Here is a 25,255-nt window from a genome sequence, read left to right as displayed (position 1 = left end):
ACGGAGGTGCAAGGCGATGGCCGGTTTCCGGAGTCTGGCGAGACAGGTACGAGACGCCCGGTGCGATCTGGCACTGCGGCGCTACTCGCTCCGCAAGTGCCTTGAGCGGTTCGCCCCCTACGGGCACAGGGCGACCTGGGACCACCTGTGTTCCCGGGCCGGGTTCGGACCCGAGGACCGCTCCCCCGACCCAGCGCGGCTCGTGGCCGCGCTGGACGAGCTGGAGGAGGCGCGCGCGGTGTGGCTGGCCTACGAGGTCGAGTTCGCCGAGCGGCGCAAGAAGGAGAAGCACGACGGGCTGCGCAGGCCGGGCAGTGTCGACGACTGGCACCGGCTGACCTGGGGCGGCTTCGGCGTCGCGTGGTGCGACGACCCGCGGGTCCACCCCCGTGAACCGCTGGCCGAGGTGCTGCGCCGGCTGATCAGCGCGCTGGAGCGCGAACCGGGCTGCTCCTGCCCGGTCTGCGGCGGCGAACGGCTGCAGTGGAAGTACGACCTGGACCACGAGCCGTCGACGGGTCCCGTCTGTTCGGACTGCGGCATCCTCGTGCCGCGGCCCGTGCTGACGCCCGAGGCACTGGCGTACGCCCGGCGGGGACGGCTGCTGATGTCCGCCTGACGTCCCTCTCGTCGATGTCCCTCTCATCGACGTCCCTCTGAGAGCACGGCGGGGGTGCGCCGGGGATGCCGCACCCCCTGTTTCCGCCTGCTCCGGCCGACAGGGGCGTCGTCCGTGGCGGCTGGCACCATCGAGGCATGGTGCAGGTGTGTCTCAACGGGCGCCGCGAGGGCGCCGACGGCATGTGCGTACCCCTGTCGCCCGAGGCGCTCGCCGAGTCGGCGGCCGCGGCCGTCGCGGCGGGGGCCACGGAGGTCCATGTCCATCCCCGGACGCCGTGCGGGCGCGAGAGTCTGTCCCCGCGCGTCGTCGCGGTGGTCGTCGACGCCCTGCGACGGCGGGTGTCGGTGCCGGTCGGCGTGACCACGGGCGCCTGGGCCGAGCCGGATCCCGTGGCGCGGGTGTCCCGGGTGCGCGCATGGTCCGTGCTGCCCGACTTCGCCTCCGTCAACTGGCACGAGCCGGGCGCGCAGGAGGTCGCCGAGCAGCTGATCGCCCTCGGTGTGGGCGTGGAGGCGGGCATCTGGTCCGGGACGGACGGCGCCGCCCGGTTCGCCGGGTCCCCGCTGGCGCCGAAGGTGCTGCGGGTGCTCGCGGAGGTGACGGATCCGGACCCGGAGACCGCCGAGGCGTCGGCGCGGGCCCTGCTGGCCGAGCTGGGTGACGCGCACGGCCGGCCCGTGCTGCTGCACGGCGAGGAGGGCGGGGCGTGGCCGGTGCTGCGGCTCGCGGGACGGCTGGGGCTGGCGACCCGCGTGGGCCTGGAGGACACCCTGGTCCTGCCGGACGGTCGACGGGCCCGGTCCAACGCCGAGTTGGTGGTGGCGGCGTTGCGCGCCCACGGGTGCGCCGCCGGAGGGCGTGACGATACCAGCCGCTAATCGGCTCGCTCCAGCCCTTTCCCCTGGGGAGAGTTGAGGGCGATGAAACCGAACTGAGGCACCGAAGGAGCCCCACATGTCGACGCTGCGCGTCACCGCCGAAGTGCTGACCGTGCACGAGCATCCCAACGCCGACGCCCTCGAGCTGGCCCAGGTCGGCCTGTACCGGGCCGTCGTCGCCAAGGGCGCGTACCGCACCGGCGAGGCCGCCCTCTACATCCCCGAGCAGGCGGTGCTCCCCGTCGAGCTGGTCGAGGAGCTGGGGCTCACCGGGCGGCTGGCGGGCAGCAGGTCGGACCGGGTCAAGGCGGTGCGGCTGCGGGGCGAGCTGTCCCAGGGGATCGTGTGCCGGCCCAGGGCGCTGGCGGACGTCGACCTGGTGCGGGCGGCGGCGGAGGGAACCGACTTCGCGGAGCGGCTCGGCATCGTGAAGTGGGTGCCGCCGATCCCGCCGACCATGAGCGGGGACGTCGAGGCGGCGGAGGATCTGCTGCCCTGGGTCGACATCGAGAACATCCAGCGCTACCCGGACATCTTCGAGCCCGGCGAGCCGGTGGTCCTGACGGAGAAGCTGCACGGTTCGGCGTGCCTGCTGACGTATGTCGCGGGTGAGGGACGGGTGTACGTGTCCTCGAAGGGCTTCGGTGCGAAGTCGCTGGCGCTGGTGGAGGATCCGCGGAACCTGTACTGGCGGGCCGTGCGCGGTCACGGCGTCGCCGAGGCGGCGGCCCGCCTCGCCGAGCGGCTGGGCGCGCGCCGGGTCGGCGTCTTCGGTGAGGTGTACGGCGCGGGTGTCCAGGACCTGACGTACGGCGCGGACGGGCGGCGCGACACCCTCGGGTACGCGGTGTTCGACGTGTCCGCCGAGATCGACGGCACCGTGCGGTGGCTGGACGCGGCCGAACTCCTGGGTGGGGAGCTGCCGTTGGTGCCCCGGCTGTACGAGGGGCCGTACGACGGCGAGCGGGTGCTGGAGATCGCGACCGGGCGGGAGACGGTGTCCGGGCGGGAGCTGCATCTGCGGGAGGGTGTGGTGATCCGGCCGGCTGTCGAGCGGTACAGCCCGGTGACGGGCGGACGGGCCATCGCCAAGGCGGTGAGCGGGGCGTACCTGACCCGCAAGGGCGGGACGGAGTACGAGTAGGGGCCCGGGGAGGGGGCGGGGCGGGGCGGAAGACGCGGCCCGGCGTCGGCGGGGTGCCGCCGCGCCCACCCGTGCCGCCCCGGCGGCACGACTGCCCGCGGCTCACCGGGACGAACGGGCGGCGACCGCATCCGCCCGGGGCCGCGGAGAACCACGCGACCGGCCACGAGCGGCCACGGGCGACCCGCGGCCGTCCGGCGTCCGCGTCTCCGTCCTCGCCGGCGTCAGCCCCTCCCCTTCTCCGCCAGCAGCCGCGAGCCCGTCATGCGTTCGCCGAAGACGTCGTCGGGGTTGGACAGGACGCAGGTGTCCAGGGAGAGGCAGCCGCAGCCGATGCAGTCGGTGAGGTGGTCGCGGAGGCGGTTGAGCTGCTGGATGCGGCGGTCCAGTTCCGCCCGCCAGGTCTCGGAGAGACGGGCCCAGTCCTCCCGGGTGGGGGTGCGTTCCTCGGGGAGCGCGGCGAGGGCCTCACGGATCGTCGCCAGGGGAATGCCGACCCGCTGGGCGGCGCGCACGAACGCGACCCGGCGGAGCGTGTCGCGGTGGTAGCGGCGCTGGTTGCCCGAGGTGCGGCGGCTGGCGATCAGGCCCTTGGACTCGTAGAAGTGCAGGGCCGAGACGGCGGCGCCGCTGCGGGCGGAGAGCTGGCCGACCGTGAGCTCGTGGATCTTCTCGGGAATCTGGGGCACCCCTCGAACCCTACCCATCGTTGACACGGGCCCACATCCCCACCATGCTAAGCAGTCGCTTAGCATGACATCGTGGGAGAGGGCCGGAGACACATGGCAGAGCCGAGGATCTTCACGTCCGCCGAGGAGCTGAAGTCGGCGGTGGGCGAGCAGCTGGGACACACCGACTGGCTGGAGGTCGACCAGAAGCGGATCGATCTGTTCGCCGAGGCGACCGGCGATCACCAGTGGATCCATGTCGACCCGGAGAAGGCCGCCGCCGGGCCGTTCGGGACGACCATCGCGCACGGGTACCTGACCCTGTCCCTGCTGCCGCTGTTCGGGCCGCAGCTGATCAAGGTCGAGGGCGTGAAGATGGGCGTCAACTACGGGACGAACAAGGTGCGCTTCCCCTCGCCCGTCCCGGTCGGCTCCCGGCTGCGCGCCACCGCGACGATCACCGGGGTCGAGGACGTGACCGGCGGCATCCAGGTCACCGTCGCCTTCAGCGTGGAGCGCGAGGGCGGGGACAAGCCGGTGTGCGTCGCGGAGTCCGTCTCCCGGTACTACCTGTAGGCCCCGGGCACGGCCCTACTTCGCCGCGCCCACCATCCGCAGCACGAGGTCGGCGTAGAGCTCGCCGACCTCGTCGGGCGTGCGCGGACCGTCGACGTTGAACCAGCGGGCCACGTCGATGCAGAGGGAGAGCACGGCGAGCGTGGTCCCGTGGACGTCCAGGACGTCGAACTCGCCCGCCGCCACACCGTCCTCGATGATCCCGCGCACCTCGGCGTCGACCTGCCGGCGCAGCGCGAGGATCTCGGCACGGGCCTCGGGGCCGAGGGCCTCCAGTTCGTACTGGACGACCCGCGCGGTGGTGCGGCGGCCTGCGTGCCAGCGGACGAAGGAGCTCACGGCGTCCGCGAGCCGCCGCGTCGCGCTGCCCTCGCCGGCCGCCGCCGTGCGCAGGATGTCCAGCGCGCGGTCGTGGCCGATCCGGCTGATGCGGTGGAGCAGCTCTTCCTTGGTCTTGTAGTGGATGTAGAGGGCGGCCGGGCTCATGCCCGCACGGCCCGCGATGTCGCGGGTCGTCGTCGCGTGGTAGCCGCGCTCGGCGAAGGCCTCCACGGCGGCGACGAGCAGCCGCCGGGCCGCGTCGGGGGTGACCTCTTCCCACGGCTCGATCTCGCCGCCGGCCGTCTCCTGAGCCGTACTCATCCCTCGCTCGCCCCTCTCGGTACAGTCGCTCCACCATACCGCCGAAGGTGAGCGGTTGCTTAGCCCGGCCGCTCAGCCGAGGGTGAACCCTCAGATCTTCTCGAAGGGGTCGTGTTCGGCGAGCAGCTTCTCCAGGCGGGCCTGGTCGACACGGCTCACGATCGTCCCGGCCTCCTGGCGGTCGCGGATCACCTTCGACAGGGTGAAGGCGGAGGTGACGAGGTACAGGACCGCGATCGCCAGGAACGCCCGGACCCAGGCATCGGTGTTCAGCTGGTAGATGCCGATCGCCGTGGCCGCGATGGCGATGGCGAAGGAGGCGACGGCCTGTCCGTAGAAAGCGGCCGTGTTCTGCTGCTTGACCGGTGTGTCACTCATGCGGGAAGGATCCCGCCGGAGTGGCCCGCGCCACATCCGTACGCGTACTCAGACGCGTACTCAGAACGCCGAGACCCCGGTCAGGGCCCGCCCGATGACCAGCTTCTGGATCTGGCTGGTGCCCTCGTAGAGGGTCATCACGCGGGCGTCGCGCAGCAGCTTGCCCGCCGGGTACTCGTCGATGTAGCCGTAGCCGCCGAAGACCTGCAGGGCGTTGTTCGCGGCGCGGACGGCGGCCTCGGAGGCGAAGAGCTTGGCCTTGGAGGACTCGGTGGCGAAGGGCAGGCCCCGGTCGATCAGGTCGGCGACCCGCCAGGTCAGCAGCCGGGCCGCGTCGACGTCCACGGCGATGTCGCTGATCAGCTCCTGGATCAGCTGGTGGTGGGCGATGGTCCTGCCGAACTGCTCACGCTCGCCGGCGTAGCGCACCGCCGCGTCCAGGGCGGCCTGGGCTATGCCGACACAGCCCGCGGCGACCGACATCCGGCCCTTGGCGAGCGCCGACATGGCCACGGAGAAGCCCTTGCCCTCCTCGCCCAGCAGGGCGGAGGCGGGCACCCGCACGTCCTCCAGGACCAGCTCCGCGGTGGCCTGGCCGCGCAGGCCGAGCTTGCCGTGGACGGTCCGGCGGGTGAGGCCGGGGGTGTCGGTGGGGACCAGGAAGGCGGAGACGCCCTTGTGTCCGGGCGCGTCCGTGGAGCGGGCGAAGAGCAGGACGACGTCGGCCCAGGTGCCGTTGGTGATGAACATCTTGCTGCCGTCGATCACGTACGTGTCGCCGTCGCGGACCGCGCGGGTGGCGAGGCTGCCTGCGTCCGAGCCGGTGCCGGGCTCGGTGAGGCCGAAGCAGCCGACCTGGGCGCCGGAGGTGAGGCCCGGCAGCCAGCGCCGCTTCTGCGCCTCGCTCCCCCAGGACGCGATCGTCTTGGCGACCAGCCCCAGGGACACGGAGACGATCCCGCGCACGGACGAGTCGCCGCGTCCCAGTTCCTCCGTGACCAGGCAGTACGCGAGATGGTCACCGCCGCAGCCGCCGTACTCCTCGTCGATCGTCAGGCCCAGGAAGCCGACCTCGCCGAGCTTCTTCACGATGCCCCGGTCGACCTCCTCGGCGCGGTCCCAGGCGACGACGTGCGGAGCGATCTCCCGCTCCACGAAGTCCCGGGCGAGCCGCCGGACGGCCTCCTGCTCGTCGCTGAGCCCCAGGTTCACCACGAGATCACCTCACAGAGGAAGGGCTTGAAAGGCGGAGCAAGGCCTTTGAAAGCCGGACTTTTAAATTAGCACTGCTAGTTTCCAGGTCGCAGCCCTACTATGTGCGCCATGGTCCGACCGCGCAAGCCCCTTCTCAGCACCGACCGGATCGTCCAGACCGCACGGGCGCTGGTGGACGCGGAGGGCCTGGCGGCCGTCTCCACGCGCCGGCTCGCCGCCGAACTGGGGGTCAGCGGGCCCTCGCTCTACAACCACTTCCGCACCAAGGACGAGATCCTGGAGGCCGTCGCCGACTCGGTGAGCGCCCAGATCGACCTGTCGATGTTCGAGGACGACCGGGACTGGCGGACCGCGCTGCACGACTGGGCGGTCTCCTACCGGGCCGCCCTGCGCGACCACCCGAACATCGTCCCGGTCCTCGCCCGGGGCCCCGGCCGCCGCCCGGCGGGCCTCAGGGTCGCCGACGCCGTCTACGGCGCGATGGTCGCGGCGGGCTGGCCGCCCGCGCAGGCCACCTCCATCGGCGCGCTGATGCGGTACTTCATCATGGGCTCCGCGCTCGGCTCGTTCGCCGGGGGTTTCGTCGACGACGCGAGCGCCTACGACCCCGCCGACTATCCCCATCTCGGCCAGGCGCACCTGCTCGCCGAGCAGCAGGAGAAGATCGACGAGCGGGCGTTCGAGACGGGCCTGGCGGCCCTGCTGGACGGGCTCGCGCTGCAGCACCGGCAGCTGGCCTGAACAGTTCGGCGCGCGCCGAAGTGTCCGTCCCCCATGCTGGGATCCATGACCACCAGGGACGCACGGGCGCCGGGGCTGGCCGCGCTGGCGGCGCTCCTGGCCGACGAGACGCGGGCGGTCTGCCTGCTGGCGCTGCTCGACGGGCGGGCGTGGACGGCGGGCGAGCTCGCCCGGCACGCGGGGGTGGCCCCGTCCACGCTGAGCGAGCACCTGGGCAAGCTGGTCGCGGGCGGGCTGCTGGCCGGGGAACGACAGGGCCGGCACCGGTACGTACGGCTCGCCGACGCCCGGGTCGCCCAGCTCGTGGAGGACCTCGCCGCCCAGGTCGCCCCGGACCCGGCCGTCCGTCCGCGCACGCTGCGGGCCGCGAGCGCCGGATCGGCGATGGCCCGCGGCCGCACCTGCTACGACCATCTCGCCGGCCGGCTCGGCATCGCGGTCACCGACGCGCTCACGGCACGCGGGCTGCTGCGCACGCACGAGACAGGGCAGGCCGGGTTCGCGTTGACGGACGCGGGCCTGGCCTGGTTCGACGGCGCCGGCATCCCCCTGGAGCGGGCGGGCCGCCGGCCGCTGGCCCGGGCCTGTCTCGACTGGACCGAGCGCCGTCCCCACCTCGCGGGCGTCGCGGGCGCGGCCCTGTGCCGGCACGCCCTGGACACCGGGTGGTGCGTGCGGATCGGCTCCGGGCGGGCGGTACGGGTGACGCCGGCGGGCGAACGGGCGCTGGGCGGCCTGCTGGGGATCGAGGGGGCCGCGTTGAGCTGACCGCCCGCCCCCGCGGCTCCGGCCGGCCCGAGGGCCGCCGGGGAAACCGCCGTCCGCATTCCGCCGGCCCCCTCCCCCTTTCCTTCCTGACCCCGGGAGCATGATGAACCCCGCTCGTCGTACGCGACTGCTCGCCGCCGGTGCGGCCGGCTTCACGGTCCTGGCCTGGGCCTCCGCCTTCGTCGCGATCCGCGGTGCCGGGACCGCGTACTCGCCGGGCGCGCTGGCGCTCGGACGGTTGCTGGCCGGTGCGCTGGTGCTGGGGGCGCTGTGTCTCGTCCGGCGGGAGGGGTGGCCGCCGAGGGCCGCGAGGCGCGGGATCGCCGTCTCGGGCGTGCTGTGGTTCGGGGTGTACATGGTGGTCCTGAACTGGGGCGAGCAGCAGGTGGACGCGGGGACGGCGGCCCTGGTGGTGAACGTCGGGCCGCTGCTCATCGCCCTGCTGGGCGCGCGCTTCCTCGGCGACCGGCTGCCGCCGCGGCTGCTCGCCGGGATGGCGGTGTCCTTCGCGGGGGCGGTGACCGTCGGGCTGTCGATGTCGGGCGGGGGCGGGTCCTCGCTGCTCGGTGTGGTGCTGTGTCTGCTGGCGGCCGTGGCCTACGCGGGCGGGGTGGTGGCGCAGAAGCCGGCGCTGGGGCACGCCGGCGCGCTGCAGGTGACGACGTTCGGTTGTGCGGTGGGGGCGGTGCTGTGTCTGCCGTTCGCCGGGCAGCTGGTCCACGAGGCCGCCGACGCCCCGCTGTCCGCCACCCTCGGCATGGTCTACCTGGGGGTCGTCCCGACCGCGCTCGCCTTCACCACCTGGGCGTACGCCCTGGCCCGGACGACCGCCGGACGCATGGGCGCGACCACGTACGCCGTGCCCGCGCTGGTCGTGCTGATGTCGTGGCTGACGCTGGGCGAGGTGCCCGGCGTGCTCACGCTGGCGGGCGGGGCGCTGTGTCTGGCGGGCGTGGCGGTGTCGCGGTCCCGGCCTCCGCGGGCCGGCGCGTCGGTGCGGCGGCCCGAGGAGGAGGACGTCTCAGCGTGAGCGCGCCCGGTTCGCGAGGACCTTGATGGAGATCAGCGCGACCACGGACAGGGCGACGATGTAGGCGGACACCGCCAGGGACGTGCCCGTCGCCTCCAGCAGCAGGACCATCACGAAGGGGGCGAGGCCGCCGCCGGCCACGGCCGCGATCTGGTAGCCGAGCGAGGCTCCCGTGTAGCGCATCTCGGGGGTGAACAGCTCGGCGAACAGGGCCGCCTGCGGGCCGTACATGATGCTGAGGAAGCAGCTCGCGACGAACGTGCCGACCGCCAGCCACAGCAGGGAGCCGGTGTCGATCAGCAGGAACAGCGGTACGGCCCACAGGGCGATGCCGACCGCGCCGAGCGCGTAGATCCGGATGCGGCCCCAGCGGTCGGAGAGGGCGGCGGAGGCCGGGATCAGCGCGAGCTGGGTGAGGCTGACGCCGAGGGAGACGGCGAGGACGGGGCCGCGGGCCATGCCGAGTTCACGGGTGGTGTAGTCGAGCACGCCGGTGATGAGGATGTAGAACGCGGCGGTGTTCACGGCGAAGGAGCCGCCGGCCAGCAGGACCGTGCCGAGGTGTCCGCGCACGATCGCGCGGAGCGGGGAGCTCTGCTCGGCCTTCTCCTTCTCGGCCAGCTCCCGTTCGGCGGCCCGGAACTCGGGGGTCTCCTCGACCCGGGTGTGGATGTACCGGGCGAGCGCGAGCACGAACAGGCCGACCACGAAGGGGACCCGCCATCCCCAGGCCGCGAAGGCGCTGTCGGTGGTGAAGGCGCCGGCGAGGAGGAAGGCCGTGTTCGCCGTCACCACGCCGATGGGGACGCCGAGCTGGACGACGCTGCCGTAGACGCCCCGCTTGCCCTCGGGGGCGTACTCGGTGGCCAGCAGCATCGCGCCGCCCCACTGGGCGCCGACCGCGATGCCCTGCACGACGCGGAGGGCGACCAGCAGGATCGGCGCGGCCACACCGATCGTGTCGTAGGTCGGCAGGAGACCGATGGCCGTCGTGGCCACGCCCATGAGCGTCAGCGCGAGGACCAGCATCGGCTTGCGTCCGCGCTTGTCTCCGAGGTGACCGGCGACGATGCCGCCGATCGGGCGGGCGAGGAAGCCGACGGCGAAGGTGGCGAAGGCGGCCAGGACTCCGGCGGTGGAGCTGCCGGCCGGGAAGTACAGGTCGCCGAGGACGAGGGCGGCGGCGATGCCGAAGACGAAGTAGTCGTACCACTCCACCGCGGAGGCGAGCGCGGCGGCGGTGGCGACACGGCGGCGATGGGGAGTCGCGGGTGCCGTGGTGGGAGTCGGGTGAGCGGTGGGGAACGTGTCCATGCGTGCACACTCCAGTGGGTGCTATGGGGACGTTCCGGGGAACATACTGACCGGACGGTATGCGGTCAACGGATGTGACAGAACAGGGTCGGGCCAGCTCCGGCCGGGGGCCCGGGACCGGGCCCCCGGGACCGCTAGAAGACGACCAGCGCCCGTCCGCCCTTGCCCGCCAGCATGTTCTCGAAGGCCGCCGGGATCCCGTCGAGGGCGATCCGCTCCGTCACCAGGGCGGAGAGGTCCAGCCGGCCCGCGCGGACGTGGTCGGCGAGCACCGGCAGGTCCTGCGCCGGGTTCGAGTTGCCGTACACGCACCCGGACAGGGTCCTGCCCCAGTGGAAGAGCTCCAGGGCGTTGAAGGTGACCTCCTGGTCCTTGCCGCCGATGCCGACGACGGTGGTGCGGCCGCCGCGCCGGGTCGACTCCCAGGCCGTACGGATGGCGACCGCGCGGCCCACGCACTCCACGGCCACGTCGACGCCCTGCTTGCCGGTGAGGGCGCGGATCTCGCGGGCCGTCAGCTCGGAGGCGAGCACGAACTCCGTGGCGCCCGCCGCTCGCGCCAGTTCCTCCTTCTCCGGGGAGACGTCCACGGCGACGATCGTCGAGGCGCGGGCGATCCGGGCGGCCTGGAGCGTGGCGAGGCCCACCCCGCCCACACCGAACACGGCGACGGTCTCGCCGGGGCGGACGCGCGCGGAGTGGTGGACGGCGCCGTAGCCGGTGAGGACGGCGCAGCCCAGCAGGGCGGCGTCGGCGAGCGGGACGCCGTCGGGCAACGGCAGCACGCAGGACGCCCGGACGACCGTCTCCTCGGCGAACGCGGCGACGTTCAGTCCGGGGTGCAGGTCGGTGCCGTCGGCGGTGCGAGCGTACACGTCGGCCGAGCCGTTCAGGGCGTTGGCGCACAGCCAGACCTCGCCCAGTCCGCAGGCATGGCAACTTCCGCAGGAGGGAGCCCAGTTGAGGACCACGTCATCGCCGGGCGCCACCTCGGTGACGCCCTCTCCGACGGCCGTGACGGTACCCGCGCCCTCATGGCCGAGGACCGCGGGGACCGGCACCCGCATGGTGCCGTTGGTCAGGGACAGGTCGGAGTGGCAGACCCCGGCGGCGGCGAGACGGACGCGGACCTGGCCGGGGCCGGGGTCCGGGAGGTCGATGTCGGCGATCTCCAGCGGAGCGCCCACGGCGGGGAGTACGGCGGCACGGACCACGACAACCTCCTCAGAACTGCAGGGACTTGGTCTGGAGGTACTCGGCGAGACCGTGCGCGCCGAGTTCGCGGCCGACCCCCGACTGCTTGTAACCGCCGAAGGGGGCAAGGGGGTTGAAGCGGCCGCCGTTGATGTCGACCTGACCCGTGTCCATGCGGCGGGCGAAGGCCACCGCCTCGGCCTCGTCGCCCGCCCAGACCGCGCCGGCCAGGCCGTAGACCGTGCCGTTGGCGATCCGCAGGGCGTCCTCCTCGTCCTCGTAGCGCAGGAGGGCGAGGACCGGGCCGAAGATCTCCTCCTGGGCGATGGTCATCTCCGGCGTGACGTCGGCGAAGACCGTGGGGCTCACGAAGTAGCCCTGCTCACGCGGGGATTCCGGTCCGCCGGCCACCAGCCGGGCGCCCTCGGCGACGCCCTTCTCGATGTAACCGCGCACGCGGGCCTGCTGCTTGGCGTTCACCACCGGGCCGATGCGGTCGCCGTACTTGGCGGCGGCGGTCGCGGCGAGCTCGACGGCCTCGTCGTACTGGTCGCGGTGGACCAGCATGCGGGTCCAGGCGCTGCACGTCTGGCCGGAGTTGGACATCACGTTGGCGACGCCGGCATTGACCGCCCTGGCGAGGTCGGCGCTCGGCAGGATGACGTTGGCGGACTTGCCGCCGAGCTCCAGGGCCACCTTCTTGATCGCGGCACCCGCCGTGGCGGCGATCTGCCGGCCCACGGCGGTGGAGCCGGTGAAGGAGACCAGATCGACTCCGGGATGTTCGGCCAGGGCCTGGCCGGCGACCGGGCCGAGGCCGGTGACGAGGTTGAGGACACCGGCCGGGACGCCTGCCTCGTGGGCGGCCTCGGCGAAGAGCTGGGCGGTGAGCGGGGTGTCCTCGGCGGGCTTGAGGACCACCGTGCAGCCGGCGGCCAGGGCGGGGGCGACCTTGGCGACGATCTGGTGCAACGGGTAGTTCCAGGGGGTGATCGCGGCGACCACGCCGATCGGCTCCTGGTACACGGTCGAGTTGCCGACCTTCTCCTCGAAGCTGTGGGTGGCGGCGAGCTCGGCGTAGGAGCCGGCCACGGCGATCGGCAGGCCCGCGTGGACCACCTGGGCGAAGGCCGGCGGGGCGCCGAGCTCGGCGGTGACGGTCTCGGCGATCTCGCCCTTGCGGGCGGCCAGGACGTCCCGGAGCGCGGTGAGACGGGCGGCGCGCTCGGCGGGCGGGGTGGCCGCCCAGCCGGGGAGTGCGGCGCGGGCGGCCCGTACGGCGGCGTCGACGTCCACGGCGTTGCCCGCCGGGACCCGGGCGATCACCTGCTCGTCGGCCGGGTTGACGACCTCGATCACGTCCTGGCACGCGGCCGGACGCCAGGCGCCGTCGAGGTAGATGCCGTCCTGTGCCTTCATCGCGTTCCTTCCGCCGGTGCTCCTCGTCCGGGCCCCAAACTAGCGTCGTTAGTTTTCCGGCACCAGGGGCCCCAGAGGTAATGCACCACGGCTCGGGAGTGGGCCGTCTCACTCCCCCGGCTCCGGGTCAGCGGGCCGCGGGCCGGACGAGGCGGACGAGGTGGGCGAAGACGACGAGGTTGCCGTCGTAGCCGGTCCTGCGGTCGAAGGTGCCGCCGCAGGTGATCAGCCGCAGTTCGGGGCGGCCCCGGTCGCCGTACACCTCCCCGTTGGGGAAGTGCGCCTTCTCGTACCTGCGGAGGGCGTCGACGGTGTAGACGGCCGTGCGGCCGTCGGCGCGGCGGACCTGGATCAGCCTGCCCCGCCGGAGTTCGGACAGTCCCGCGAAGACGGCCGGGCCGTGGTCGGTGTCGAGGTGGCCGACGGCGACGGCGGTCCCCCGCTCGCCCGGGGCCGGGCCGGCCGCGTACCAGCCGACGAGGCCGGGCTCGTCCTCCGGGGGTGCGGGCAGCCGGCGCCTGCCGTCGAGGCGGAGGTCGATGACGGGGGCGTCCACGCCGATGTAGGGGATGGCGAGGCGGGTGGCGCGGGAGCGCGGCAGGGGCCGGGCGGCGGAGGGACTGCCACCGGGGCGGGCGGGGGCGGCACCGGGGCGGGGCGCCTGCCGGGGCGCGGGGCGACCGGCCGGGCGGGCGGGCCGGCCGGCTTGGCCCGGCTGCCCCTGCCGACCCTGCCGCCCTGCCTCACCCGGGCGGTCCTGACGCGCTCCCTGAGTCGGCTGACCTGCTTCGCCCTGGCGGCCCGGCTGACCCGCCCGACCCGGCCGACCCGATCCACCCGGCTGTCCCGGACGCTCCGGACGCTGCGGTCGACCGGCGGGATGCGGCTGCCCGGGTTCGCCCTTGCGGGCCGGCGGGCCGGACGGGTCCTGCCGCCCCGGCCCCGGCCGGTCCGGGCCGCCCGGCCGTCCTGCGGGGTGGCGCGGCTCGCCGTGGGACGGTGTCCCCCGGGGCCGGGAGTCACCGTCCTGCGGGCGGGCCGCCCCCGGCCCCCCGGAGACCGGGGCCCCCGAGGTCCCCGGTGCCCGGGCGGGCGTGCCCGGACCGGCCGGCGCAGGGGCGGCGGGTCCCGCGGACCCCACCGCCGCCACCCCGGCGGAGCCGCCCGGGCCGGCCGCGGCCGCACCCGGGGGTTCCTCGTCCTGGGTCCAGTGGACGCACCCCGTGACCAGCGTGGCGGTCAGCACGGCCGTCCGGGCCAGGCGGTAGGCGCGCGTCCGGTACCAGGGCCTGCGCCTGCGTCTACGCGGCGCCATGCGTACGGCGGCGGAGCCGGAACCAGACCACGCCGCCGACCGCGGCCGCACCCACGGTGGCGGCACCGGCCACCGGCCCGATGGCGGCGTCACGGGCGAGACCGCCACCGCCGGCCGGCGGGCCGCCGTTGGGGCCGCCGTTCGGGCCGCCGTTGCCCTGACCGGGCGCGCAGTCGACCCAGAACGTCTTGAACTTGCCCTCGCCGTCGCCGTCCGGTGTGACCCAGGTGAGCCGGTAGTGCCCGTTGGGCAGGTGGATCGCGTCGGTGTGCCCCGCTCCCGTGTCGTCGAGGGTGATCGAGTCGTTGCGCCGTACACCGGTGGTGGTCGGCGGCTCGGCCACGATGGTCCAGTCGGCCGTCTCGTTCGGGTCGAAGTTGAAGGCGTCGAGGTAGAAGCCGCAGACGTGGGGGTCGTTGTCGGGCTCGGCGGTGTCCTTTCCGACCGCGTGGATCTTGACGTCTCCGTTCTCGCCGGGCACGGCGACCGCGGGCACCCCGAAGAGGGCGCTTCCCGCGACGGTGAGGGCCGCGAGGGCGGCGGTGCGGGCGCCGGCGCGGCGGGGACGGGGCGTGGCGTGCATGCAAGCTCCTCCAAGTCGGATGATTTTCATACAAATCACTCGTCATCCGACTCTTTGTCACATCCGCGCCCCGTTCGGCGGGAGCACCGCCCTACGGCCCGTCAGGTGTCCCTCGTCCGGCCCATGGCCGACCCGGACCGCCGGGGCGGGGCCCCCTGTTGCGGGCCCTCCGGGGGGTTCGCGGGCTTCGCCGGTGACCGCAGCGCCACACCCGCCGACAGGACCAGCAGCACGCCGAGCATCACGAAGGGGGCGGCCGCGCCCGTGATCCCGGCGACCAGGCCCGCGGTGGCGGGCGCCGCGACCTGGCCGAGGCGGTTGCCGGTCAGCCGCAGCGCGAGGGCCGTGGAACGGGCGCCGTCGGGCGCGGCCTGGACGACCGTCGTCATGGACAGCGGCTGCCCCACCCCGAGGCAGAAGCCCAGGACGGCGAGCATCACGCCGAGCGCCCAGACCGGCACCGGCAGCGCGATCCCGGCGCACAGCACGGCCGCCAGCAGACACGTCACGGCGAGCAGCAGGGTCCGGCCCAGCATCCGCAGCAGCGGGGTGAGGACGAGCCGGCAGGCGATGGTGGCCGCCGCGCGGACGCTGAGCAGGACACCGACCACCGAGGGGGCGATGCCCCGCTGCTCGCCCACCACCGGCAGGTAGGCGGTGAGGACGTCGGTCGCGGACAGCACGGCGAGACTGACGAGGATGCCGGCCGGGACGCCGCGGGTGCGCAGGATGCGGCCGACGGGGACGCGGTCGCCGTCCGCCGCACCGGACGTGGGCGCCGTGTCGCGGTGTTCGATGCGCCACAGGGACGTGAACGCGACCGCGCAGCCCGCGCCCGCGACGAGCAGGGCGAGCGCGCTGGTGGCCGCCATGTCGTCGCCGCCGATCAGGGCCCCGGCCGCGATCGGGCCGGCCAGTTGGCCGAGGGAGGCGCCGATCGTGAAATGACCGAAGTTGCGGTCCTGTTCGTGCGGGGCGGACTGGCGGGCGACGAGCGACTGGGAGCCGATGACGAAGCAGAGATGGCCGAGACCCATCACCCCGCTCCACAGGGCCATCGCCCAGAGGGAACCGGCGAGGCCGCTCAGGGCGCAGCCGCCGGATATCAGCACCACGCCCACCGGCAGCAGCGGGGCGCACCGGCCGTGGTCGGTGCGGCGGCCCAGCGGTACGGCGGCGAACAGCGGAAGCAGTGCGTAGACACCCGCGATGACGCCGACGGCCCGCTCGTCGGCGCCCAGGGCGAGGGCCCGGTAGGAGACGGCGGGCCGGGCCATCGAGACCGCCCCCTGCGCGAAGGAGAAGGCGATGACGAGACGGAGCAGCCAGCCGTGGTTCCTGCCGGGCCTCACGAGTTCCTCCATGAAGTGGGTCAGATGATGCCGAAGAGCAGGCCCGCGCCCAGGATCACCAGGCAGGTGAGGGCGGCCCACTTGACCACGAAGCGGGTGTGGTCGCCGAACTCGACCTTGGCCATGCCGACCAGGACGTACACGGCCGGCACCAGCGGGCTCGACATGTGCAGCGGCTGGCCGACGAGCGAGGCGCGGGCCATCTCCAGGGGCGAGACGCCGTGCGCCGCGCCGGCCTCGGCGAGGACCGGGAGAACGCCGAAGTAGAAGCCGTCGTTGGACATGAAGTAGGTGAGCGGGAGGCTCAGCAGACCGGTGACGAGCGCCATGTGCGGGCCCATGCCCTCGGGGATGACGTCCACCATCCACGTGGCCATGTGGTCGACCATGCCGGTGCCCTGGAGCACGCCGGTGAAGACGGCGGCGGCGAAGACCATGCCGGCGACGTTGAGGACGTTGTCGGCGTGGGCGGCGAGCCGGGCCTTCTGGTCGGGGATGTGGGGGAAGTTCACGGTGAGCACGAGCGCGGCGCCGAGCAGGAACAGCACCGGGATCGGCAGCCACTCCATGATCATGGCGGTGAGCAGGGTCACCGTGAGCAGCGCGTTGAACCAGTACAGCCTGGGGCGCAGGGTGGCGCGCCGCGGGTCGAGGCCCTGGAAGCCCTCCTCGGGCTCGTCGTCGCCGGGGGCGGTGCCGGCGCCGGAACCCGCGGCCCGGGACGTGCCGTTGCCGGTGCCGGAGCCGCCGGCGCCCACAAGGACGGTCTCGGTCTCCTTCTCCTCGACGAGTGCGATCTCCTCCACCAGCACGTCGTCCAGGGTCAGCACGCCGAGCCGCTTGCGCTCGCGGCGGCCGAGGACGTACGCGAGGACGAAGACGAAGAGCAGGCCCACGGCCAGGGCCGGGATCATCGGCACGAAGATGTCGCTCGCGTCGAGCTTCAGCGCGGTGGCGGCACGGGCGGTCGGGCCGCCCCAGGGCAGCGTGTTCATCACGCCGTTGGCCATGGCGGCGACACCGGTCATCACGACCAGGCTCATCTTCAGGCGCTTGTAGAGCGGGTACATCGCCGAGACGGTGATCATGAAGGTGGTGGAGCCGTCGCCGTCGAGCGAGACGATCGCGGCGAGCAGCGCCGTGCCCACGACGATGCGCAGCGGGTCGGCCTTGCAGAACTTCAGGATGCCCCGGACGATCGGGTCGAAGAGGCCGACATCGATCATCACACCGAAGTAGACGATCGCGAACATGAGCATCGCCGCGGTGGGGGCGAGGCTGCTGACGCCGTCGATGACGTAGTCACCGAGCCGGGCGCCCTTCCCGACGAAGACGCAGAACAGTGCCGGGATCAAGACGAGCGCCGCGATCGGCGACATCTTCTTCATCATGATCAGGACCAGGAAGGTCGCGATCATGGCAAAGCCGAGGATGGTCAACATGTGTGGATACCTAACGTTCGCCCTTGAACATCCCACCGGGCAGGCGGTGCGACGACGTTAGGTCCCGTCAAACGGCGTTAACAAGACGTTGACGTGCGAGCAATAAGCGCAAAATTCCAGGTCACAGGCTTACGGTGAGCTCAACGGGTACGCCGTTCAGCACCGCGTTGCCCGACAGGGGGTCGAGCAGGCTGCCGTCGAGCAGCTGGTTGACGTTGACGCCGGGGTCCGTCGAGGCGTGGTGGAGACGGGTGCCGGGCCGGTCGTGACCCCAGCCGTGCGGAAGGCTCACCACGCCCCGCCGCACGCCGTCGGTGACCTCCGCCGGAGCGGTCACCTCTCCCCCGGCGCCCTTCACGCGCACCGGCGCCCCGTCCCGCACGCCCAGCCGTTCCGCGTCCTCGGGGTGGATGTGCAGGGTGCAGCGGTTGCTGCCGCCGGTGAGGGCCGGGACGTTGTGCATCCAGCTGTTGTTGGAACGCAGATGGCGCCGTCCGACGAGGACCAGTCCGGCGGGCCGCTCCCGCAGCGCCCCGGTGAGGCGGGGCAGGTCGTCGGCGATCGGCCGCGGCAGCAGTTCGATCCGCCCGCTCCGCGTCTTCAGCGGCTGCGGCAGACGCGGGCCCAGCGGCCCGAGGTCGATGCCGTGCGGGTGGTCCAGCAGCCGGGCGAGGCTCAGCCCGTCCGGGCGTGCGCCGAAACCGTCGCCGTAGGGGCCGAGGCGCAGCATCATGTCGAGCCGGCGCTCGGGGCCGTTCTCGCCCGTGAGCAGGGCGGCCAGTTCCCGCGGGTCACGGCCGTGCACGGGCGAGTGCGGCTCCTTGACCGCCTTGCCGAGGGTCTGGCCGATGACCAGGTCGTCGACGGCGGACGGGTCGGCGCCGTGCATGCCGGTCACGGCCAGCGTCAGCCGGGCGAGGATCTCCGTCTCGGCCATCCTGCCGGGCTCCAGCGGGACGGCGGGGCGGGAGTAGCGGACCTGGTTGCGCACGGCGAGGGTGTTGAAGGCGAAGTCGTGGTGGGCGCTCTGGGAGGGCGGGGGCGGCGGCAGGACGACGTCGGCGTGGCGCGAGGTCTCGTTCAGGTACGGGTCGACGCTGACCATGAAGTCGAGGGAGCCGAGCGCCTTGTCGAGCCGGTCGCCGTCCGGGGCGGACAGCACGGGGTTGGCGGCCACCACGACGAGCGCCCGGACCGGCTCGCCCTCCTCGGTGGCGGTGTCGATCTCCTCGGCGAGCGCGGACAGCGGCAGCTCGCCCTTGGCCTCGGGGTGCCGGCTCACCCGGGAGTGCCAGCGGCCGAGCGCGAAGCCGTGGCCCGGCCCGGCCGGGCGGGGGGTGCGGTCGGTGGCGGCCTGCGGGAAGAGCGCGCCGCCGGGCCGGTCCAGGTTGCCGGTGAGGATGTTGAGGACGTCCACGAGCCAGCTGCCCAGGGTGCCGAACGGGACCGTGCAGCTGCCGATGCGGCCGTAGACGGCGGCGGTGGGGGCGGCGGCGAGTTCGCGGGCGAGGGCGCGGACGGTGCCGGCGTCGACGTCACAGGCGGGGGCCACCGCGTCGGGAGTGAAGTCCCTTACGGCTGCACGGAGTTCGTCGAGCCCCTCGACGTGCGGGGTCAGCTCCCCCAGTTCCACCAGGTCTTCCTCGAACAGCACGTGCGCCATCGCCGCGAGGAGCAGCGCATCGGTGCCGGGCCTGATCCCGATGTGCCGGTCGGCGAGCTTCGCGGTGCGGGTGCGGCGCGGGTCGATGACGGTGAGGGTGCCGCCGCGGGCCTTCAGGGCCTTGAGCTTGCCCGGGAAGTCGGGGGCGGTGCACAGACTGCCGTTGGACTCCAGGGGGTTGGCGCCGATGAGGAGCAGGTGGTCGGTGTGGTCCAGGTCCGGTACCGGGATGGCGTTGGCGTCGCCGAAGAGCAGTCCGCTGGAGACGTGCTTGGGCATCTGGTCGACCGTGGAGGCGGTGAACAGGCTGCGGGTGCCGAGCCCGGCGAGCAGCACGGGCGGGTAGAGGGCGCCGGCCATGGTGTGGACGTTGGGATTGCCGAGGACGACGCCCACCGCGTGCGGGCCGTGCCGCTCGACGACCGGGCGGATCCCGGCGGCCACGGCGTCGAAGGCCTCCGTCCAGGTGGCCTCGCGCAGTTCGCCGTCCCGGCGCACGAGCGGGGTGCGCAGCCGGTCCGGATCGCCGTCGACGGCCCCGAAGGAGGCGCCCTTGGGGCAGATGAACCCCTTGCTGAACACGTCCTCGCGGTCACCGCGGGCGCCGGTGACCGAGGTCCCCTCAAGGGTGAGCGTCAGCCCGCAGGTGGCCTCGCACAGGGGGCAGATTCGCAGGGCGGTGCGGGACACGGGTCCTCCTGGGGGGCGACGATGCCATCTTCCGGCCGAGCATACCGACCGGTATGCCCGACGGGGAGGGGGGCGCGGGGGTGAGGCCGGAAATCGGGGGGGGACGGGGGTCAGTCGAAGAGGACGAGGCCGTTGCGGGTGCCGACGAGGAGTTCGCCACCCGGTCCGGCGGCGAGGGCCGTACAGGGAGAGGGAAGCTCGAGCCCGCGCAGGACGGCGCCGTCCCGCACCGAGGCGACGGCCAGCTCGTTCTGGGCCGCGACCGCGTAGGCCTCCCCACCGGGCAGCAGCACGGCGTGGCGGGCCTTGTACGTCGGGAGGACGACCGCGTGCTCGTGGAGCGGGGGCGGCGGTGGAGCGGCGCGCCGCCCGAGACGGGTGCGGGCGGTCACCGGCCGGATCTCGGCCGGCCGCTCGCCGGGCCGGGTGAAACAGGTGCGCAGGCTCTCCCACGCGTACACCCTGGTGCTCTCACCGCCGACCACGACGATCTCGTCCCCGTCCGCGGCGGCGAGGGCGAACACCTCGACCAGGTCGTCCTCCGGCAGCGCGGCCCAGCGCCGCGTCCGCGTGTCGAGCACGCGCACCACCCGGTCGGAAAGGGGCACGAAGACGAGCAGGGTGCCGCCGCAGCGGACCGCCCGGAAGGGGCCCTGGGGCGCGTTCTCGCCCAGGGGACGGCAGGGCTGGCTGTGCACGGGGCCGCGGGCCACGTCGAGGACGGCGAGGTGCGTGTCCTCGTCGGAGTCCCACAGCGGACGGCTGGGGCGGGCGTCCCACGGTGCCAGCGACAGCACCGCCTGGGTTCCGTCCCCGCCGGGCTGCACCGACAGGGTCGCCCGCGGGTCCTGGTGGGCGACCGGCGTGGCCAGCGGCAGACCCTGGGAGCTGATCGGGTCGGCCGCGGCGAAGTCCCAGCACTCCAGGACCCCCCACTCGCTGCGCGCGAACAGCAGCGGCCGTGGCTGCCTGCCGGGTGACCGCCAGGACACACCGGCCAGTTCCCGCACCCCGCTCTCGCAGACGGGCCGCAGCCGTCGCACCAGCCGCCCGCGCTCGCCCTCCCGGACCTCGAGCGAACCGTCGGGGCTGCCGGCGACGACCGCGGTGGAGCCGTCGACCGCGACGGTCGCGACGGCGGACACGGGCCGTACGGCGTCCAGCGCCTCGGTCACGGCCAGGCCCGCGTCGCCCGCCTCCACCCGCCACACCCGGCCCCGCTCGTCGCCGCCCAGAAGGGATCCGTCCGCGGCCTCGCCGAACGAGACCAGGGGCATGGGCATCCTGCGTTCCCCACCGTCCGCGTACGACACCAGTCGGTGGTCGGCGCCGCATCCGACGAGGCGTCCGCCGGCGTAGGCCAGGGCGGTCACCCGGCGCCGGTGCCCGGGGCGGGCGGGGCCGAGCGGCCGGCACGTGGGCAGCGACCACTCCCGTACGGTGCCGTCCAGGCCGCCGGTCGCCAGTCGCCCCGAGCCGTCCGGGGCCAGCGCGAGCGCGGTCGTCCAGAGCGGTCGGCGGGGTTCGGGGCCCAGGGCGTACATACGGGCGGCGCCGAGGTCCCAGCAGGCGATCCGGCCGGATCCGGTGCCGACGGCGAGCACGTCCCGGCCGCGCACCCGGCCCGCGGCGAGGGCCGTGACGATGTCCGGCACGGTGAACTCCTGCTCGGCGACGGGCAGTCCGTCGCTCAGCAGCAGCACCCTGACGCGTCCCTGGTGCTCGCCGGTGGCCACGAAGTCCCGGCCGTCGGCCCTGCGTCCGGTCGTGGCGCAGGCGAGCAGCGGTACCTGCCAGGGGCCGGGGTCCAGGACTCTCCGGCGCCACAGTTCGTGCGACCGCTCGGCGTCCCAGCAGCGGATCTCGTTGTCCAGGCCCACGCTCACGAGCGCCGGACGACCGGACGGGCCGCGCACGCGGCCGAGCGCCAGGACCGCACCGTCGTGGGCCGTGATCTGGGTCGAGTCCGCCGCCTGCGGGGTGGGCCACAGGCGGACGACACCGTCCGAGCCGCCCGCGCACACCGTCCCGCCCGCCGCGCAGACCGCGGACGCCTCGTGCCGGAACTCCTGCCCGCCGACGCGAGCGCCGCTGACCAGGTCGTACACCTGCAGGCCCCGGGAGTCGCCCTGGACCGACACGCAGTCGGCGCCGCGCAGGGCGAACGTCTCCACCCTGACCGAGGATCCCCGGTCCACCCGCAGCGGCAGTCCGATGGGACGCCCGCTGTCGAGGTCGATCCGGTGCAGCGAGCCGTCCGCCGTCACGACGGCGACGATCCACTGGCGTCCGACGCGGCGCGTCGAGAAGGAGGCGATCGGGAAGGCACTGGACAGCAGCGGCCGCAGGGGCCGGCCGGTGGTGAGGGAGGAGACGCGGACGGTGCCGTCGCGGGCCGCGGTGACGAGGAGTCTGCCCTGGGGGTGGCCGGTGACCAGGCCGATGTGGGTGACCGGGGAATCGTGGCCGGTGTTCACCTGGGAGAGGCGGGTTCCCTGTCTGAGGTCGGTTTCGAGGACCTCGCCGTCCTCGTACCCGACCAGGAGCGTGCGGGGGGCCAGGCCCCGCGGGGCCGCGCAGGCGGTGATGCGCCGGGGGTCGTCGTCGGCCCGCGGCCCGAGCGTCGTGTGCTCCCCGGCGGCCAGGTGCGCGAAGCGCGCCTGCCATTCCTTGGCCTCGTTGTCGTACAGCGAACGCCTGCTGTCCCGCGGGAGGGGTGGGTACGCCGTGCGGTTGTCGAGGCGGTACACGGCCACCTGACCGTCGTCGAAGCGGAGCACGGCCAGATCGGGGTTGCCGTCGTCGTCGGCCGTGAGCGCCAGTTGTTCGGGGGCCCGGGGGATGCGCCGCTCGGGCTCGACGTCCACGAACACGTCGGGCGGCAGGCACCAGGTCGTGCGTGACGTCCTCCAGACCGAATACAGGTGCAGCAGGCGGGCGTGACGGGTCCTCCACAGGGTCCTGCCGCGGATCTCGACCTCGTCCCCGTAGGCCACGGCGGCTGCTCCACCGGGCAGTTGGGGAAGCACGGTCAGGGTCGACCGGTACGGATCGCCGGTGTCGGCCGCGACCCGGCTCCACGTGCCGTCGTCGAGATCCCAGGCCCGAACCCCGTCCCACCAGGACAGTTCCAGGTAATGGGCATCGCCGTCGCCCGGGACCACCACCCCCGTCCGGGTCCCCACGGTCATCCCGGGATACCGCCGGGCGCCCTCGTGCGGGTTCCACGCCGCCCAGCGCGCCCGCCACGGCAGCTCCCCCTCCCCCGCGTCGCAGGAGTCGGCCAGTGCCCGCGCCTGGCGGCACACCGCCGCGAGGCGCAGCCGGGCGCGGGTCTCCGGGTCCGGGCCCGCGCCCTCGCGCCGTCTGAGCGGCTCCTCCAGGTCGCGTACCGCCTGCCCGGCCCGGCGCCCCTCCGCGGTGCGCAGCCCGGGCAGAGCGGCCAGCAGCTGGTCCGGCTCGGCGCTCAGGACGAAGTCGGCGTCCTGGACCAGCGGGTCGAGGACCCCGCCTTCGCCCGCGTGCAGGGCCAAGTACCGCCGCACGTAAGGGTGTTCGATGTCGCGCAGCACCTCGGTCACCGTGCGCTGGATCGTCTCCGTGTCCCGGTCCTCCCGCAGGTACTCGATCAACGCCCGGTGATAGACGCGGTAGACCGACCCCCCGCTCTCGACGCTCTCCACGACGTACGACCCCGCCGCCTGCCTCAGCCAGACGATGTGTTCGTCGTCGTACGGCTTGCCGGACAGGGCGGCGGCCAGCCGGGGCCAGACGGCCGCCCAGGGGAGGCCGGCGCCCTGGGCGTAGGCGAGCGGCAGGAGCAGGTCGCGGGCGCGGGCGGCCTGGGGTCCGAGGCGTTGGACCAGGTCGCGTTCCATGGCCTCGCCCGGCAGCCGGGGGAGTTCGTCGCGCCACCGCCGGTCGTACGGGTCGGGCGGCCGGGGCTCCCGCGCGATCGTGCGGGCGGTGATCCGGGCGACCAGGAAGGAGCGGCCGGCCGCCTCCGAAACCGCCTCCGCGACGGCCTCGACCAGGCGGTCCGCGGCGTCGCCGAGGACCGAGCCCGGGGCCCGCAGGAGCTTGCGGGTGTAGGTGCGGACGGCGTCGGGGTCGCCGTAGCGCTCCGAGTCGAGGTCGATGCGGGGGGCCGCGGTGGGCAGCCGGGCGGCGATGTGCGGGCGGGCGCCGATCAGCAGGCGCAGCGGGAGGCGGCGTTCGGGGTCGGTGAGCGGGGTGAGGAGTTCGTCGACGGCCTCGTGGGGCGTCAGTGCCTCGTCCAGGGAGTCGACGAGGACGACGAGCGGGTCGGTCCTGGTCTGCAGGTGAGCCGTGAGGGCTCCGAGGGATCCGGCGGCGCAGCCCGCGGCCGCGGACAGCGCGTCCAGGAGCTGGCGGGTGGACAGGTGACTGGCGTTGACACGCACGTCCACGTCGCCGGCGCGGGGCAGCAGTGCGGGCAGCCCGGTCCGGGGCACGGAGGCGTGACGGAGCGGATCGGTGAGCACCGCCACCATGCCGAGGAGGGACGATTTGCCCGAGCCGGGGTCGCCGGTGACGACACAGAGCCGGTCCCCGGTCCGGCGTGGATCGAGCCAGGCGGTGATGTCGCCGAGAGCGGCGTGCCGGCCGGTGAAGTCCCAGACGTCCTCGGTGGGTACGTCGGTGCCGCGGGCGCGGGGCACGAAGAAGCCGCGCATGTCCTTCTCCCGGGCGTCGCGTTCGCGGGCGCCGAGGGCGACGATGCGGTCGATCTCCTCCAGCTTCAGCCCGGCGGAGTCGGGGACGTGCCGGGGATTGGGGAGGAAGGCGGGGATGTCCCCGGTGGCGTGCGCGAGGGACCAGACGGGCCGCTGCGCGGCCGGCACCTCGGGATCGCTGCGGATGGCCGCCATGACGTGTTCGAGGCTGATGTGCGCGGGCACGTGGCCGGCGGTGGCCTGGCGGCGTACGGCGCGGTCGAAGGCGGCGGACAGGGCGCCGGTGTACGCCTCCTCCTTGCGGCGGGAGGACGAGACGAGCACGAGGCCGGTGGTGCCGTGCTCGGTGACCGGTTCCCTGAACCTGCGGGCCTCCAGCGCGCCGCGCAGCGCCCGGTCGGCTCCCTCCTCGGCGTAGCAGGCGTCGATCAGGACGAGCAGGCGTTCGACCGGGGTGTCCTCCCAGAGCTGGGCGACCAGGTCCTCGGTGGGCAGGGCGGTGCCGCGCAGGTCCCGGGCGTCGCTGTCGTGCAGGAGCAGGTAGTGGCGTCCGCTGTGCTCGGCGGTGACGCCGTGGGTGGCCAGGTAGAGGACCACGTAGTCCTCGGGGCGGCGGTCCGGGGCGGTGGCGAACGCCCGGAGCGCGTCCTGCAGTTGACGGCGCGTGGGGTTGAGGGCGGGGAGGTCGGTGGCCCGGTGGTAGCGGAGCTCGCCGAGGAAGAGGTCCTCGATCCGCCGTACGTCGGCGGCGAGTTCGGCGCGTTCGGCCTCGGGATGCGCCGTGACGTCGGTGACGGCGGCGGCGACGAGGAAGCGGCGGTCGGCCGCGTCCGGGGTCGGGGCGGACGTCGCGGGCTGGGCGGCCACCGCCGCCTCAGCGGGGCCCGGCACCGCGCCCCTCGCCCGCCGTCCGGCCTGTGTGTG

At 74.0% G+C, this 25,255-nt stretch carries 20 protein-coding genes; 7 read left to right on the top strand and 13 right to left on the bottom strand.

The window, feature by feature from the left end; genetic code table 11:
- The first annotated feature begins 16 nt into the window (after positions 1-16).
- From ACFY2L_RS33465 to ACFY2L_RS33455, 3 genes are all read left to right on the top strand, one after another.
- On the top strand, positions 17-619 hold the full coding sequence (locus ACFY2L_RS33465) for a hypothetical protein (RefSeq protein WP_390660723.1): 603 nt from the start codon (positions 17-19) through the stop codon (positions 617-619).
- 137 nt (positions 620-756) lie between these two features.
- On the top strand, positions 757-1,500 hold the full coding sequence (locus tag ACFY2L_RS33460; protein WP_390824224.1) for a 3-keto-5-aminohexanoate cleavage protein: 744 nt from the start codon (positions 757-759) through the stop codon (positions 1,498-1,500).
- Between the two features lie 76 nt (positions 1,501-1,576).
- A complete protein-coding gene (locus ACFY2L_RS33455; RefSeq protein ID WP_390660721.1) occupies positions 1,577-2,644 on the top strand; it encodes an RNA ligase (ATP) in 1,068 nt (355 codons plus the stop codon).
- 224 nt (positions 2,645-2,868) lie between these two features.
- Here the strand turns inward: ACFY2L_RS33455 and soxR are convergent, their stop codons facing one another.
- Complete coding sequence (gene soxR / locus ACFY2L_RS33450) at positions 2,869-3,333, bottom strand: redox-sensitive transcriptional activator SoxR (RefSeq protein WP_390660720.1); 465 nt, start codon at positions 3,331-3,333, stop codon at positions 2,869-2,871.
- A gap of 93 nt (positions 3,334-3,426) precedes the next feature.
- Here soxR and ACFY2L_RS33445 point away from each other — a divergent pair, with 93 nt between their 5' ends.
- Positions 3,427-3,888 carry a MaoC family dehydratase gene (locus tag ACFY2L_RS33445; protein WP_390660719.1) on the top strand — a complete coding sequence of 154 codons (462 nt, stop codon included), beginning with the start codon at positions 3,427-3,429 and terminating at the stop codon, positions 3,886-3,888.
- Between the two features lie 15 nt (positions 3,889-3,903).
- Here ACFY2L_RS33445 and ACFY2L_RS33440 read toward each other — a convergent pair whose 3' ends face one another.
- The 3 genes from ACFY2L_RS33440 to ACFY2L_RS33430 form a co-directional block, all read right to left on the bottom strand.
- Positions 3,904-4,530, bottom strand: a complete 627-nt coding sequence (locus ACFY2L_RS33440; protein WP_390660718.1) for a TetR/AcrR family transcriptional regulator — start codon at positions 4,528-4,530, stop codon at positions 3,904-3,906.
- Between the two features lie 90 nt (positions 4,531-4,620).
- Positions 4,621-4,908: a YiaA/YiaB family inner membrane protein gene (locus ACFY2L_RS33435; RefSeq protein WP_390660717.1), complete on the bottom strand. Its 288-nt coding sequence runs from the start codon at positions 4,906-4,908 to the stop codon at positions 4,621-4,623.
- Positions 4,909-4,968: 60 nt separating this feature from the next.
- Positions 4,969-6,120 (bottom strand): acyl-CoA dehydrogenase family protein, encoded by a 1,152-nt coding sequence (locus ACFY2L_RS33430; RefSeq protein WP_390660934.1) that lies wholly within the window; start codon positions 6,118-6,120, stop codon positions 4,969-4,971.
- A gap of 111 nt (positions 6,121-6,231) precedes the next feature.
- Between ACFY2L_RS33430 and ACFY2L_RS33425 the strand changes: the two genes are divergently transcribed.
- The 3 genes from ACFY2L_RS33425 to ACFY2L_RS33415 all read left to right on the top strand — a co-directional run bounded on the left by ACFY2L_RS33425 (position 6,232) and on the right by ACFY2L_RS33415 (position 8,662).
- A complete protein-coding gene (locus ACFY2L_RS33425; RefSeq protein WP_390824223.1) occupies positions 6,232-6,864 on the top strand; it encodes a TetR/AcrR family transcriptional regulator in 633 nt (210 codons plus the stop codon).
- Between the two features lie 45 nt (positions 6,865-6,909).
- Entirely contained in the window at positions 6,910-7,632 is a 723-nt protein-coding gene (locus ACFY2L_RS33420) for an ArsR/SmtB family transcription factor (protein WP_390824222.1), read from the top strand.
- A 103-nt stretch (positions 7,633-7,735) separates the two neighbouring features.
- Positions 7,736-8,662, top strand: coding sequence for a DMT family transporter (locus ACFY2L_RS33415; RefSeq protein ID WP_390660933.1), 927 nt, complete (start codon positions 7,736-7,738; stop codon positions 8,660-8,662).
- On the opposite strand, the gene ACFY2L_RS33410 is transcribed toward ACFY2L_RS33415, so the two are convergent.
- The 9 genes from ACFY2L_RS33410 to ACFY2L_RS33370 form a co-directional block, all read right to left on the bottom strand.
- Positions 8,654-9,976: an MFS transporter gene (locus tag ACFY2L_RS33410; protein ID WP_390660714.1), complete on the bottom strand. Its 1,323-nt coding sequence runs from the start codon at positions 9,974-9,976 to the stop codon at positions 8,654-8,656. The genes ACFY2L_RS33415 and ACFY2L_RS33410 overlap by 9 nt on opposite strands.
- 134 nt (positions 9,977-10,110) lie before the next feature.
- Positions 10,111-11,190, bottom strand: coding sequence for a Zn-dependent alcohol dehydrogenase (locus tag ACFY2L_RS33405; RefSeq protein WP_390824221.1), 1,080 nt, complete (start codon positions 11,188-11,190; stop codon positions 10,111-10,113).
- A 10-nt stretch (positions 11,191-11,200) separates the two neighbouring features.
- Positions 11,201-12,589: an aldehyde dehydrogenase family protein gene (locus ACFY2L_RS33400; RefSeq protein WP_390824220.1), complete on the bottom strand. Its 1,389-nt coding sequence runs from the start codon at positions 12,587-12,589 to the stop codon at positions 11,201-11,203.
- A 127-nt stretch (positions 12,590-12,716) separates the two neighbouring features.
- Positions 12,717-13,145, bottom strand: a complete 429-nt coding sequence (locus tag ACFY2L_RS33395; protein ID WP_390824219.1) for a class F sortase — start codon at positions 13,143-13,145, stop codon at positions 12,717-12,719.
- 745 nt (positions 13,146-13,890) lie between these two features.
- The gene (locus ACFY2L_RS33390; RefSeq protein WP_390824218.1) at positions 13,891-14,487 is read right to left on the bottom strand and encodes a hypothetical protein; all 597 of its coding nucleotides are present in this window, start codon (positions 14,485-14,487) and stop codon (positions 13,891-13,893) included.
- Positions 14,488-14,588: 101 nt separating this feature from the next.
- Positions 14,589-15,839, bottom strand: a complete 1,251-nt coding sequence (locus ACFY2L_RS33385; RefSeq protein WP_390824217.1) for an MFS transporter — start codon at positions 15,837-15,839, stop codon at positions 14,589-14,591.
- 20 nt (positions 15,840-15,859) lie between these two features.
- The gene (locus ACFY2L_RS33380) at positions 15,860-17,281 is read right to left on the bottom strand and encodes a CitMHS family transporter (protein WP_390824216.1); all 1,422 of its coding nucleotides are present in this window, start codon (positions 17,279-17,281) and stop codon (positions 15,860-15,862) included.
- A gap of 121 nt (positions 17,282-17,402) precedes the next feature.
- Positions 17,403-19,634: a molybdopterin oxidoreductase family protein gene (locus tag ACFY2L_RS33375; RefSeq protein ID WP_390660707.1), complete on the bottom strand. Its 2,232-nt coding sequence runs from the start codon at positions 19,632-19,634 to the stop codon at positions 17,403-17,405.
- A gap of 110 nt (positions 19,635-19,744) precedes the next feature.
- Positions 19,745-25,222: a caspase family protein gene (locus ACFY2L_RS33370; RefSeq protein WP_390824215.1), complete on the bottom strand. Its 5,478-nt coding sequence runs from the start codon at positions 25,220-25,222 to the stop codon at positions 19,745-19,747.
- Positions 25,223-25,255 lie beyond the last annotated feature (33 nt).

It is taken from the genome of Streptomyces sp. NPDC001381 (assembly GCF_042895685.1).
Classification (GTDB): domain Bacteria; phylum Actinomycetota; class Actinomycetes; order Streptomycetales; family Streptomycetaceae; genus Streptomyces.
This window is presented reverse-complemented; position numbering and strand designations above follow the sequence as displayed.